Origin of the sequence: Cupriavidus sp. KB_39 (assembly GCF_052114485.1) — a bacterium.
GTDB lineage: Bacteria > Pseudomonadota > Gammaproteobacteria > Burkholderiales > Burkholderiaceae > Cupriavidus.
The window spans coordinates 204,196-217,367 of sequence record NZ_JBFREV010000006.1 but is presented as its reverse complement, the minus strand read 5'-3'; the positions used below and the strand labels follow the sequence as shown (position 1 = coordinate 217,367).

The 13,172-nt window shown below is 65.6% G+C and carries 11 protein-coding genes; 6 read left to right on the top strand and 5 right to left on the bottom strand.

The features are described 5' to 3' along the window. Together AB4Z27_RS07405 and AB4Z27_RS07400 are read left to right on the top strand one after the other, a co-directional pair. Positions 1–955 (top strand): T6SS phospholipase effector Tle1-like catalytic domain-containing protein (locus AB4Z27_RS07405; protein WP_441644156.1); only part of this gene is annotated, 955 nt, incomplete at its 5' end. Beyond that, positions 922–1,161 (top strand): hypothetical protein, encoded by a 240-nt coding sequence (locus tag AB4Z27_RS07400; RefSeq protein ID WP_441644155.1) that lies wholly within the window; start codon positions 922–924, stop codon positions 1,159–1,161. The genes AB4Z27_RS07405 and AB4Z27_RS07400, both read left to right, overlap by 34 nt. A 27-nt stretch (positions 1,162–1,188) precedes the next feature. Here AB4Z27_RS07400 and icmF read toward each other — a convergent pair whose 3' ends face one another. Continuing rightward, a complete protein-coding gene (gene icmF / locus AB4Z27_RS07395) occupies positions 1,189–4,503 on the bottom strand; it encodes a fused isobutyryl-CoA mutase/GTPase IcmF (RefSeq protein WP_441644154.1) in 3,315 nt (1,104 codons plus the stop codon). Between the two features lie 234 nt (positions 4,504–4,737). Beyond that, complete coding sequence (locus AB4Z27_RS07390) at positions 4,738–5,076, bottom strand: DUF2917 domain-containing protein (RefSeq protein WP_092291522.1); 339 nt, start codon at positions 5,074–5,076, stop codon at positions 4,738–4,740. Positions 5,077–5,252: 176 nt separating this feature from the next. Between AB4Z27_RS07390 and AB4Z27_RS07385 the strand changes: the two genes are divergently transcribed. After that, positions 5,253–6,659, top strand: a complete 1,407-nt coding sequence (locus AB4Z27_RS07385; protein ID WP_092291520.1) for an aminotransferase-like domain-containing protein — start codon at positions 5,253–5,255, stop codon at positions 6,657–6,659. Here the strand turns inward: AB4Z27_RS07385 and AB4Z27_RS07380 are convergent. Further along, positions 6,656–8,065, bottom strand: a complete 1,410-nt coding sequence (locus tag AB4Z27_RS07380) for an amino acid permease (protein WP_441644153.1) — start codon at positions 8,063–8,065, stop codon at positions 6,656–6,658. The genes AB4Z27_RS07385 and AB4Z27_RS07380 overlap by 4 nt on opposite strands. Before the next feature lie 150 nt (positions 8,066–8,215). Here AB4Z27_RS07380 and AB4Z27_RS07375 point away from each other — a divergent pair, with 150 nt between their 5' ends. The 3 genes from AB4Z27_RS07375 (at position 8,216) to AB4Z27_RS07365 (ending at position 9,987) form a co-directional block, all read left to right on the top strand. Next, on the top strand, positions 8,216–8,632 hold the full coding sequence (locus tag AB4Z27_RS07375) for a WapI family immunity protein (protein WP_441591387.1): 417 nt from the start codon (positions 8,216–8,218) through the stop codon (positions 8,630–8,632). A 227-nt stretch (positions 8,633–8,859) separates the two neighbouring features. Then, entirely contained in the window at positions 8,860–9,690 is an 831-nt protein-coding gene (locus AB4Z27_RS07370; protein ID WP_144199062.1) for an RNase A-like domain-containing protein, read from the top strand. Between the two features lie 6 nt (positions 9,691–9,696). Then, positions 9,697–9,987 carry a contact-dependent growth inhibition system immunity protein gene (locus tag AB4Z27_RS07365; protein WP_144199064.1) on the top strand — a complete coding sequence of 97 codons (291 nt, stop codon included), beginning with the start codon at positions 9,697–9,699 and terminating at the stop codon, positions 9,985–9,987. A gap of 57 nt (positions 9,988–10,044) precedes the next feature. On the opposite strand, the gene AB4Z27_RS07360 is transcribed toward AB4Z27_RS07365, so the two are convergent. Then, positions 10,045–11,571, bottom strand: coding sequence for a CoA-acylating methylmalonate-semialdehyde dehydrogenase (locus AB4Z27_RS07360; RefSeq protein ID WP_092291514.1), 1,527 nt, complete (start codon positions 11,569–11,571; stop codon positions 10,045–10,047). A 43-nt stretch (positions 11,572–11,614) separates the two neighbouring features. Continuing rightward, entirely contained in the window at positions 11,615–12,946 is a 1,332-nt protein-coding gene (locus AB4Z27_RS07355; RefSeq protein WP_092291512.1) for an aspartate aminotransferase family protein, read from the bottom strand. Positions 12,947–13,172: the final 226 nt, after the last annotated feature.

Here is a 13,172-nt window from a genome sequence, read left to right as displayed (position 1 = left end):
CATGCTCCCAGATCACGTGATGAGAGCCGTCGTATCAGGCATGAGCTATGACCCGAATGATCCCATGCGCAAGCTCGCGTTCAAGACCTGGGAGAACAAACTGGCGAAAGTGGTGGCAGACCGCGAGCGCAAGGTCACGCGGATCAATGTCGCGGTGTTCGGATTCTCTCGCGGCGCCGCCGCAGCCCGCGCATTCGCCCATTGGCTGTTCGAATTTCTTGCGCAGAAAGATGGCGTCTACCGGCTGGCTGGCATACCGATTCGCATCCACTTCATGGGCCTGTTCGATACGGTCGCTGCAGTCGGCATCCCCGACGGCATTCCGGGCGCCGACGGCCATGGTTCCTGGGGCGCCCATATGGCCATCCACCCCGCCATCGAACAATGCGTGCATTTCATCGCCCTGCACGAACAGCGCGGCAGTTTTCCGCTGGAAATGGCGCGTGGCAAGCAGGTGGCTTACCCCGGCATGCATTCAGACGTGGGGGGCGGCTACCGGCCCGGTGATCAAGGCAAGGCGATGCCGGATTGGGGATTGTCACCGCAGTTATCGCAGATACCGCTGATCGACATGCACCACGCGGCGCTCGTCGGCGGTGTGCCGCTGTTGTCATCCGATGAAATCCAGGAGGACCCCGGCCTCGCCCGGGCCTTCCATTGCTCCCCGGACCTGATCGCCACCGTCAATGACTTCTATGCGACCTGTGGCATCGCGCCAAGTGCCACCGGCAAGCCGGCAACGCAAGCCTTCCTCGAGGCGCATACCCATCAGACCTGCAATGGCGCAGCGGCCTGCACTTGCCGGGCCAGGCGCTGGAGCGACGCCGCTTCTACCAGCGGGCGAGAAAGGACCCCGACCAGATCGACCTGCGTGAAGGGGCCGAGGACTTTGCCACCCACCACCGAAGCTTGCGCGTGGCGATGCGTCCGCCTATTCCCGCAGGAGGCCGCGTAGGCCCGAGCATCGCCAACGCGCCGCGCGTGGATGCCGCCACGGCTCGCCTGCTGGCAGCACTGGAAGCGCCGGGCGCCCTGCCACCAAGCGTGCACAAGCTCATGGACGACTACATCCACGACTCGCGGTGCGCGTTCCGACCCACCGGAAAGATGGAGTCCACGGCGCGGACAAACGGCTACTTCCGCTACCGCACCTTCTTCTAGCGTTGCGTCGGCTGCCTGCATCCACTCCTACATGTTGCGCCGATACTGCCCGCCGACCTCGAACAGCGTGTGCGTGATCTGCCCTAACGAGCACACGCGCACGGCGTCCATCAGCACTGCGAACACGTTCTGGTTGGCGATCACGGCCTGGCGCAGCCGCTCCAGCATCGCCGGGGCGTCCGCCGTGTGGCCCTGCTGGAATTCCGCCAGGCGGTTCAGCTGGCTCTGCTTCTCCTCCTCGCTCGAACGCGCCAGCTCCAGCTTCTGCGGCGTCGGGTCCCCTTCCGGATTGCGGAACGTGTTCACGCCGATGATCGGCAGCGTGCCGTCGTGCTTCAGCTGCTCGTAGTACATCGACTCCTCCTGGATCTTGCCGCGCTGGTAGCCGGTTTCCATCGCCCCGAGCACGCCGCCGCGCTCGGCGATGCGCTCGAACTCCTGCAGCACGGCCTCTTCCACGAGGTCGGTCAACTCCTCGATCAGGAAGCTGCCCTGATTCGGGTTCTCGCACTTCGCCACGCCCCATTCGCGGTTGATGATGAGCTGGATCGCCAGCGCGCGGCGCACCGATTCGCCGGTCGGCGTGGTGATCGCCTCGTCATAGGCGTTGGTATGCAGCGAGTTGCAGTTGTCGTAGATGGCGATCAGCGCCTGCAGCGTGGTGCGGATGTCGTTGAAGTCGATTTCCTGCGCGTGCAGCGAGCGTCCCGACGTCTGGATGTGGTACTTGAGCTTCTGGCTGCGGTCGTTGGCGCCGTACTTGTCGCGCATCGTCACGGCCCAGATGCGGCGCGCCACGCGGCCGAGCACGCTGTACTCGGGGTCCATGCCGTTCGAGAAGAAGAACGACAGGTTCGGCGCRAAGTCGTCGATATGCATGCCGCGCGCGAGGTAGGCCTCCACGTAGGTGAAGCCGTTCGAGAGCGTGAACGCGAGCTGGGAGATCGGGTTCGCGCCGGCCTCGGCGATGTGATAGCCCGAGATCGACACCGAGTAGAAATTGCGCACCTGATGGTGGACGAAGTACTCCTGGATGTCCCCCATCACCTTCAGCGAGAACTCGGTGGAAAAGATGCACGTGTTCTGGCCCTGATCCTCCTTGAGAATGTCTGCCTGCACCGTGCCGCGCACGTTCTGGAGCACCCAGGCGCGGATCTTCGATTCCTCGTCGGCGGTCGGCTCGCGGCCGTTGTCGACGCGGAACTTGTCCAGCTTCTGGTCGATGGCGGTGTTCATGAACATCGCCAGGATGGTCGGCGCGGGTCCGTTGATGGTCATCGACACGGACGTGCTCGGACTGGTCAGGTCGAAGCCGTCGTAGAGCACCTTCATGTCGTCGAGCGTGGCGATGCTGACGCCCGAGTTGCCGACCTTGCCGTAGATGTCCGGGCGCAGGTGCGGGTCTTCGCCGTAGAGCGTGACCGAGTCGAACGCGGTGGAAAGGCGCTTGGCGTCCATCCCTTCCGACACCAGCTTGAAACGGCGATTTGTGCGGAATGCATCACCCTCGCCAGCGAACATGCGGGTGGGGTCCTCGCCCTCGCGCTTGAACGCGAACACGCCGGCCGTGTACGGGAAGCTGCCCGGCACGTTCTCGCGCATCAGCCATTTCAGGATCTCGCCGTCGTCCTCGAAGCGCGGCAGCACCACCTTGCGGATCTTGGTGCCGGAGAGCGTGGTGGTCACCAGCCCCGTGCGGATCTCCTTGTCGCGGATCTTCACCACGTATTCGTCGCCGCTGTATGCCTGCTGCATCTGCGGCCACATCGCCAGCAGCTTGCGCTCCACGGCGCCGAGCGCGGCGTCACGGTCGGCGGCCAGCGTGTCCAGCGCGGCGGTATCGCCGCTGGTGTCGGACTGCTTCAGCATCGCCCCGGCGGCGCGCAGTTGCTGGCGCTCGCGCGCCAGCCGGCTCTGCTCGGCCACGCGGCGATGGTAGGCGCGCACGGTGTCGGCCAGCTCGGCCAGATAGCGGCTGCGCGCCGGCGGCACGATCACGTTCTGGCCRGTCGAGATCCGCCCGCTGGTGGCCGGCAGCACGCCGGGCTTCAGCGCCAGGCCACGCTCGGCCAGGGCGGCGGCCAGCCCSTGATAGAGCATCGTCACGCCRTCGTCATTGAAGCGCGACGCCTGCGTGCCATAGACCGGCATCTCGTCGGGCTTGCTGTGCCACTGCTCGCGGTTGCGCTGCACCTGCTTGGCCACGTCGCGCCAGGCGTCCTGCGCGCCCTTGCGGTCGAACTTGTTGATGGCGACGAAGTCGGCGAAGTCGAGCATGTCGATCTTCTCGAGCTGGCTCGCCGCGCCGAACTCGGGCGTCATCACATAGAGCGACAGGTCCACGTGCGGCACGATGGCCGCATCGCCCTGCCCGATCCCGGACGTCTCCACGATCACCAGATCGAAGCGCGCCGCCTTGCAGGCGGCAATCACGTCCGGCAGCGCCTGGGAAATCTCCGAGCCGGCCTCGCGCGTGGCCAGCGAGCGCATGAAAACGTGCGGATGGTTGATCGCGTTCATGCGGATGCGGTCGCCCAGCAGCGCGCCGCCGGACTTGCGCCGCGACGGGTCGATCGAGATCACCGCGACCGACAGCGCGTCCTGCTGGTCCAGCCGGAAACGGCGGATCAGCTCGTCCGTCAGCGACGACTTGCCGGCACCGCCCGTCCCCGTAATGCCGAGTACCGGCGTKGTGGCGGTCTTCGCCTGGGCATGGAGGGTCTCGACCAGCRCCGGGTCGGCGCGGCCGTTCTCGAGCGCGGTCATCAGCTGGGCCAGCGCGCGGCGGTCGCCGCCGGCCACGGCATCGAGCGAGGTGGGCGCGTAGCGGGTCAGGTCGATGTCGCAGCGCTGCACCATGTCGGCGATCATGCCGGCCAGGCCCATGCGCTGGCCGTCCTCGGGACTGTAGATGCGCGCCACGCCGTAGGCCTGCAGTTCGCGGATCTCGTCCGGCACGATCACGCCGCCGCCGCCGCCGAACACCTGGATGTGCTCGCCGCCGTGCTCGCGCAGCAGATCGATCATGTATTTGAAGTATTCGACGTGCCCGCCCTGATAGCTGGAGATGGCGATGCCCTGGGCGTCTTCCTGCAGCGCGGCGGTCACCACCTCGTGCACGGAGCGGTTGTGCCCCAGGTGGATCACCTCGCAGCCGTGGGACTGGAGGATGCGCCGCATGATGTTGATCGAGGCGTCGTGGCCATCGAACAATGACGCGGCGGTCACAAACCGCACCTTGTTGGTCGGCGAAGCGGGCGTGGTGGGCGAAATGGGGCCCTTGCCCGTGGCTGCGCGCGGCTTGGGCGCCGCGGTCCTGCTCACATCGGAAAGATCAGTCATTGTCTCCACCGCTCGGATATGTGGCTGGCGTGCCAMGCGCCGGCGGTTCTGACGACCGCACTGACGGGGCCGGACGATTATATGACGTTTACGTTAACGTAAGGCAAGGCGGGCAGGAAGGCTGCGCGCCAAGGGTCATGGCGGCATCCTCGCATGGCGGGAGGGATTGGACCAGCGGGGTTGGCCCGGATGGATCGCGGCAGGCACTTGCCCGCCGCGCGGCGTTRCGGAGGCTCAGGCGTGGATCTGCGGGCAGTCGCCGAAGGCGTCCGTCTTGCGGGCGCGCCASCGGCGCAGCAGTTGCCGGGCGATGGCGGCGGCACGTTGGAGCGAGAGCGGCGCGGGGGTCTCGGCCAGTTGGAAGCGGGCCAGCAGCGACTCGCCCGACAGCCAGACCTGCGCGCCCTCGGGTAGCGCGAAGATGTCGCCCGGCCGCAGCCAGATATCGGCGGCCTGCCCTTCGATGGTCAGCCACAGCCGGCCTTCGAGCACGGCAACGCTCTGGCCATGCCGGACACGCCAGCTCACGGGCTTGCCCGGTTCATCGAGTTCAAAGGTCCTGAGTTCACGCATGGGGGTCTCCTCGTTCTGCCCGGCGGAGCGGCGTCGAAGGACAACGCGGACGCCTCCGCCACGCTTCCATTATTCATGGCGAGGATTACAATCCCATGCACAGTTCCGAACAGTTTTCGATGAACTGTTCAGTAGTTTTTGCTGACAGTTCGCCGCCACCCCCCGCCGCCCCCGCCATGAAGCTCGTCCTCGACCCCTCCACCGGTGTACCGCTGACCGAGCAGATCGTGCTCGCCGTCAAAGCCTGGATCAGTTCGCGCGAGGCACTGCCCGGCGCCCGCCTGCCATCGATCCGCCAGCTGGCCGCCGAGCACAACATCAGCCGCTTCCCGGTCATCGAGGCCTACGACCGACTGGTCTCGCAGGGCCTGCTCGATTCACGGCAGGGCTCGGGCTTCTATGTGGCGGACAGCACGCTGGCCGGCCGCAGCGGCCGGGGCTGGTCCGACCCGAGCCTGGCCGAAGACCTGTCGGTCCATATCATCGACCAGTTCCACCACCCCAGCGGCGCGCTGAAGCTGGCTGGCGGCTTCGTGCCCGAGGAATGGCGCGATGTGGAGGGGCTGACGCAGGCCATCCGCCATATCACCCGGCATGACATCGACAGTGTGATCCACTACGCCACGCCGCTCGGCCACCCGGAGCTGCGCAAGCAAGTGCTCACGCGCGTGCGGCAGGTGGGCGTGCAGGCCGAGCTGTCGCAGGTGCTGATCACCACTGGGGCCAGCCAGGCGCTCGACCTCGTCGTGCGGCACCTGCTCAAGCCTGGCGACACCGTGTTCGTCGAAGACCCCGGCTACTACAACCTGTTCGGCCTGCTGCGGCTGCACGGCGTGCAGCTGGTGGGCGTGCCGCACACCCCGAACGGCCCCGACCCGGAAGCCTGCGAGCGCCTGCTGCGCGACCACAAGCCCAAGCTGTTCTTCACCAACAGCATTCTCCAGAACCCCACTGGCTCCACGCTGACGCCCCCGGTGGCGTTCCGCCTGCTCGAACTGGCGCGCAAGCACAACTTCCGCTTCGTCGAGGACGACATCTTCTCGGACTTCCAGCTCACGTTCACCGACCGGCTGGCCACGCTCGATCAGCTCGAGCACGTCATCTATATAGGCGGATTCTCAAAGACCGTGTCGGCGGCGCTGCGCGTGGGCTACCTCGTGGCCGACAAGGCGCTGGTCAAGGACCTGATCGACGTGAAGGTGTTGACCAGCGTGGCCGGCTCGCATTTCGCCGAAGCCGTGACGGCGACAATGCTGGAACGCGGCGCCTATCGCAAATATGTGGAGCGGCTGCGCGTGCGCACCCGCGAGGTCACCGCCGATGCGGTGAAGATCCTCGGCGAGAGCAACTGGGACGTGTTCTGCGAGCCTGCGGGCGGCAACTTCCTGTGGGCCCGGCCGCGCGGCATGGCCGACTCGCGCGACCTCGTCACGCTCGGCGAGCAGTACGGGATCGCGCTGGCGCCGGGGCACTTCTTCCGCCCGGCCGGCGAGACCACGCCCTGGGTGCGCATCAACTCGGCCTATGCTGGGGAAGCGCGCTCGCGCGCGTTCCTGGCCGATGCCGGATCGCGAGACAGCTAGCCCTCCGCGTCGCCGCCGTGGTTGTGCAGCACGGCGTTGCGGCGSGAGTAGGCGAAGTAGACCACCAGCCCGAGCGCGAGCCAGCACAGGAAGGCGACCCACGTCAGCCATTGCAGGTGCGCCATCAGGAACAGGCAGAACCCCACCGCCARCAGCGGCACCACGGGCACGCCGGGGCAGTGGAAGCCGCGCGGCAGGTCCGGCCGGGTGCGGCGCAGCACCAGGATGGCAATCGAGATCAGCGTGAAGGCCGCCAGCGTGCCGATATTGATCAGCTCGGCCAGCACGTTCAGCGGCACAAAGCCGGCGATGGCGGCGAAGATCAGCCCGACCGTCCAGGTGGCGACGAACGGCGTGGCGTGCACGGGATGGACGGCCGAGAGCGCCTCGGGCAGCAGCCCATCGCGCGACATCGCAAAGATGATCCGCGTCTGCCCGTAGGTCATGACGAGGATCACCGTGGTCATGCCGAGGATGGCGCCGAGATCGACAAACCCCGCCACCCAGTTCTGCCCGGCGTACTGGAGCGCCAGCGACACCGGGTGATCGACCCCCGCGAACTTCGCGTACGGCACGATGCCGGTCATGATGGCGGCCACCACCACATAGAGAATGGTGCAGACCGCCAGCGAGCCGATGATGCCGATCGGCAGGTCCCGGCGCGGGTTGCGCACCTCCTCCGCCGCCGAAGTCACCGCGTCGAAGCCGATGAAGGCGAAGAACACCAGCGCGGCGGCGTTGAAGATGCCGGTCATGCCGAACGGCGCGAACGGCTCCCAGTTGACCGGCCGCACACGCCACACGCCGACGACGATGAACAGCAGCACCACGCTGACCTTGATCGCCACCATCACGTTGTTGAGCCGCGCCGACTCGCGCACGCCGTAAGACACCACCCAGGTAATCGCCAGCATGATCAGCACGGCCGGCAGGTTCAGCATGGTCTCCACACCGGGCACCGCCCCCGGCGCCGCCGTGAGCGCCACGGGTAGCCGAATCCCGAATCCGGCCACCAGCGACTGGAAGTACCCCGACCACCCCACCGACACCGCCGACGTGGCCAGCCCATATTCGAGCAGCAGATCCCACCCGATCATCCACGCCACGATCTCCCCCAGCGTGGCGTAGCTATAGGTATAGATCGACCCCGACACTGGGATGGCCGACGCAAACTCGGCATAGCAAAGCGCCGCAAACCCGCACGCCATCGCCGCGATCACGAACGACACCGTCAACGCCGGCCCCGCCGTGAGCGCCCCGGTCCCCGTCAACACGAAGATCCCGGTGCCGATGATGGCGCCAATCCCCATCATCACCAGATCCMCAGGCCCGAGCACCTTGCGCAACCCGTCGTGCGCGCTGACCTCGAGCATGGCATCGATGTTCTTGGTGCGAAACAGACTCATSGCGAGGGCTCCGACGGGGGTGGGTCAGATCATTGTTGTGCTTGGGGACGGTTTGGGGAAGGGGAATATCGGCTGGGTCTCTCGCACGCATTGACTCCCTCTGATGACATTTTCAACATTTCAGTGCGTTGCGCTATGTACTATTGGCCCATGCTGACCCTTGACACAGACGACTTCAAGCTTCAAATCAGGCCGGTTTCCGCGCGGCGTGAGGAACCGGGAGGACCCTATCTCGAATGGATCGATGTCCAGATCGACTTGACTGCCCCGGGCATTCGCGCCGAGGGGGCATGGAGTGTCATGCCTGGGGAATTGCGGCAGTTTCAACAACAGCTGGAGACCATGCAAACCCAACTCCAGGTGGGACAAACAGCCGAGTTGGCAGGTGTTGAAGCTGGCTTTTCGCTGATATTGCGAACGCTTGATCAAGGGCAGATCATTGGCGACTGGCGGTTTCAGCCAGCACCACCCGTTGGCGCATGGATTACAGGGCAATGTGGGCTGGATCAGTCCTTCCTAGGCGAACTTCTGCGAGGGATCGACGCGCTTCTGTCCTTTTCTGGTTGAGCCATCTAGGCTGCCTCAATAAGAAACTGCGGAGTCCACACACCCGCCATTCCGCACTTCTCACCATCACTTCGCCACCGGCATCATGCAGCGCGTGTAGAACCAAGCCAGCCTCAGGCCACTGCAACATTTTCGTTACGAACCCGCGCGGTTTGAGATATCTCAAATGTGTCTGGCCGTTGAACAGCTAGCGTCGATCCTCCTTTTCTGACAGGAGGTAGGTTGCAATGGCTCAGTTGGACGAGATGGAAGGCGTGCGCGTRGTCCTGAGCGCGCCGCAGTTGGCTGCGGTGCTTGCGCATCGCTCGATCAGCCCCGCTGAAACGATGAGCAACCGCCTGTGGGGCGGCCTGGACATCGTCGGCGGCGTGCTGGAGATGGTCGGTGCCGGGGTGCTATGCATCGCACCGGAGCCGACCGGGGTCACCAAGGCAGGTTGCATCGCCTTTGGCATGCATGGCGCCGACACCGCCTGGCGGGGCATGCGGCAGGCATGGACCGGGCGCGACACGGCAACCCTGACCCAGCGGGGCGCCGCCAAGCTGGCCCACACAATGCGGGCGCCGCCCGATATGGCCAACAACATCGGGCTGTCGCTGGACATCGGCGTAGGCTTCGGGCTTGCGGGGATGTTGAAGGCCGCGCGGGTGGCGAGCATTACGCTGGGGCGCATCAATTTGATGCAGCATGAAGCGAAAACTGCGGGCGGCTTGGGCGGGCATACGATCCTGAAACACATCGGGCAAACTGAAGCCCAATTGCGCGCCCGTTTGGTACGGGAGTCGAAGCGGGGTAGGGTATCGACATTCACCAATCTGCACACTGCCGAATGGGCGATTTCCGACGTCATGCGTCGGGAGCAAAATCGAATAGCGGGATGGGCCGCCACCGGAAAAGGCCGACTGGTCCTCACATCTAGCTTGGGGAAACCTGTAGGGAAAGTGCTGTTTCGGAATTCAGGCAAGATGCATGACGCCACTAGCGTTACTGTAGTGCTGGAACCCGTCAGCTACAACGACATGCCGTTCTATATAGTGACGGCCTATACCGGACTTTGACTCCAGATGGCGACACCCAAATACCCTCAACTTTGGCACCTTATCATCGGCTACTTTAACGAGGACGCGGACATGTGGGGAGAAAATATCGAGGAAATCGTCGAGACCTACATGCGTCAATCGGATCCTGACATGCGCAAGAGCGTGATGCGCGAGATAGAAAACATAAAGGCAGACCACCCTTTCGATCTGGATGCAGCATTTGAGAATCTGTTTGGCGGTGAGCCTGACCCGGCGTTATGGGGTTACACCACGCAATCGTTCCTGAATGAGATTGCAAGGGTGCTTCGACAATAAAAAACGGCAGGGTCAAAACCCTGCCGTTTCGCACTTCTACGACCTTTCCCTACMCCMTCACTTCGCCACCGGCATCGTGAATTCGGCGCCCTTGCCGATACTGTCGGGCCAGCGCTGCATGATGCTCTTGTAGCGCGTGTAGAACCGCACGCCTTCCTCGCCGTAGGCGTGGTGGTCGCCGAACAGGGAGCGCTTCCAGCCGCCGAACGAGTGCCAGGCCATGGGGACTGGAATCGGCACGTTGATGCCCACCATGCCGACCTGGATCTGGCGCGAGAATGCCCGGGCGATGCCRCCGTCGCTGGTGTAGCACGACACGCCGTTGCCGAATTCGTGGCGGTTGATCAGGTCCACGGCTTCGGCGAAGTCGTGCACGCGCACCACGGACAGCACCGGGCCGAAGATCTCTTCCTTGTAGATCGTCATGTCCGGCTTCACGTGGTCGAACAGCGTGCCGCCGACGAAGAAGCCGCCGTCGTGGCCGTCCACCTTGTGGCCGCGCCCGTCCGTGACCAGCGTGGCGCCTTCGGCCTCGCCCTTGGCGATGTAGCCCTCGACCTTGGCCTTGTGCACGCCAGTCACCAGCGGGCCCATTTCGGCGTCGGCGTCCATGCCGTTGCGGATCTTCAGCGCGCGGGCGCGTTCGGCCAGGCGCGGCACGAGCTTGTCGGCCACGTCGCCCACCGCCACCGCGACCGAGATCGCCATGCAGCGCTCGCCGGCGGAGCCGTAGGCGGCACCGATCAGCGCGTCCACGGCCTGGTCCAGGTCCGCGTCCGGCATCACCACGAGGTGGTTCTTGGCGCCGCCCAGCGCCTGCACGCGCTTGCCGTGCTTGGTGCCTTCCGTGTAGATGTACTCGGCGATCGGCGTGGAGCCGACGAACGACAGCGCCTGCACGTCCGGGTGGGCCAGCAGCGCGTCCACGGCGGTCTTGTCGCCCTGCACCACGTTGAACACGCCATCGGGCAGGCCGGCCTGCTTGAGCAGGTCGGCGATCAGCAGGCTTGGCGAGGGGTCGCGCTCGGACGGCTTGAGCACGAAGGTGTTGCCGCAGGCCAGCGCCACCGGGAACATCCACATCGGCACCATCACCGGGAAGTTGAACGGCGTGATGCCGGCCACCACGCCCAGCGGCTGGCGCAGGTTCCAGTTGTCGATGCCGCCGCCGATGTTGTCGGTGAAGTCGGTCTTGAGCAGGTTGGGGATGCCGCAGGCGAACTCCACCACCTCGATACCGCGCGTGACCTCGCCCTTGGCGTCCGAAAACACCTTGCCGTGCTCGCGCGTGATCAGCGCGGCCAGGTCGTCATGRTGCTTGTCCAGCAGTTCCTTGAACTTGAACAGGATGCGCGCGCGGCGCAGCGGGGCCAGTTCGGACCATGCCGGAAACGCTGCCTTGGCGGCGGCCACGGCGGCACCGACGTCTTCGGCGCTGCCCAGCGCCACGCGCGCAGCCACCTCGCCGGTGGCGGGGTTGAATACCTCGGCGAAACGGCCGGTACCCTCGGCGGCGGCGCGGCGGACGCTACCGCCGATGTAGTGATGGATTTCGGCGATCTGCCGGTTTTCAGCGATGTTCACTGCGTCTTCCTCTCAGTCTGTCTTGGCGAGCCCCTGTACGGGCTTATTGCACGTCGTTCAGCACTTGCCTGACGGTATCGAACAACTGGTCGATCTCYGCCTCGGAAATGATCAGCGGCGGCGAGAACGCCAGGATGTCGCCGGTGTAGCGCACCAGCACGCCGCGCTCGAGGCATTTCAGGAAGGCCTCGTAGGCGCGCGCGCCCGGTTGGCCGGGGCGCGACTCCAGCTCCACGCCGGCYACCAGCCCCAGGTTGCGGATGTCCTTCACATGCGGCGCACCGCGCAGGCCATGCACGGCCGACTCGAACTTCGGCGCCAGTTCGGCGGCACGGCCGAACAGGTTGTCACGCTGGTACAGGTCCAGCGTGGCGATAGCCGCCGCGCACGCCAGCGGATGGCCGGAATAGGTATAGCCGTGCAGCAGCTCGATGCCGTTCGGCGCGCCGGCGTTGACCACGGTGTCGTGCACGTCGCGGCGCACAGCCACGGCGCCCATCGGCACAGCGGCGTTGTTGATGGCCTTCGCCATCGTGATCAGGTCTGGCGTCACGTTGAAGCGCTCGGCGGCGGTGGCGGTGCCAAGRCGGCCGAACGCCGTGATGACCTCATCGAAAATCAGCAAAATGCCATGCTTGCTCGTGATCTCGCGCAGCTTCTCGAGATAGCCGACCGGCGGCACCAACACGCCTGCCGAACCCGCCAGCGGCTCGACGATCACGGCGGCCACGTTCGAGGCATCGTGCAGCGCGATGATGCGCTCGAGTTCATCGGCCAGGTGGGCGCCCCACTGCGGCTGGCCCTTCGAGTACGCAGCCTCGGCGATGTTCAGCGTGGCCGGCAGGTGGTCCGTGCCCGGCATCAGGTTGGCCGACCAGGTCTTGCGATTCGGGCCGATGCCACCCACGGCCATACCGCCGAAGCCCACGCCGTGGTACCCGCGCTCGCGGCCGATGATGCGCGTGCGCTGGCCTTCGCCCCGCGCGCGGTGGTAGGCCAGGGCGATCTTCAGCGCCGTATCGACCGACTCCGAACCCGAGTTCGTGAAGAAAATGCGATCCAGCGTCTTCGGCATGATCGCGGCCAGCTTGGTGGCAGCCTCGAACGAGAGCGGATGGCCCATCTGGAACGGCGGCGCGTAGTCCAGCGTGGCGGCCTGCCGGGCGATGGCATCGACGATTTCCTTGCGGCCATGGCCGGCGGCCACGCACCAGAGGCCGGCACAGCCGTCCAGGACCTTGCGGCCGTCGTGGGTGGTGTAGTACATGCCGCTGGCCGAGGCCAGCAGGCGCGGGGCGGCCTTGTACTGGCGATTGGCGGTGAACGGCATCCACAGGGCATCCATATCGGGGATCACGGTCTTGGCGGCGTCCATACTTTCTCCTCAGCAATCAGGGGTAGGGGGCGCGGAGCGAAGCGCCCCGGCACGGATTCCGGCAACTCTACCGGCGCGGTCGGGCCGCACGAATATACGGTCGGGAGATCGCTGCCTTACCGTACAGTGTAGACAGCCTCGACTGTACAGATAGCGGATTGGGGCGCGAAGCCACGCGGCGGCCCGGATCGACGGTGATACGGCGCTTCACCGCTGCACCGCACCA

Coding starts and splice junctions, on each gene's coding strand:
- AB4Z27_RS07400 (WP_441644155.1), top strand. CDS start 922: ATGCGTCCGCCTATTCCCGCAGGAGGCCGCGTAGGCCCGAGCATCGCC.
- AB4Z27_RS07385 (WP_092291520.1), top strand. CDS start 5,253: ATGAAGCTCGTCCTCGACCCCTCCACCGGTGTACCGCTGACCGAGCAG.
- AB4Z27_RS07375 (WP_441591387.1), top strand. CDS start 8,216: ATGCTGACCCTTGACACAGACGACTTCAAGCTTCAAATCAGGCCGGTT.
- AB4Z27_RS07365 (WP_144199064.1), top strand. CDS start 9,697: ATGGCGACACCCAAATACCCTCAACTTTGGCACCTTATCATCGGCTAC.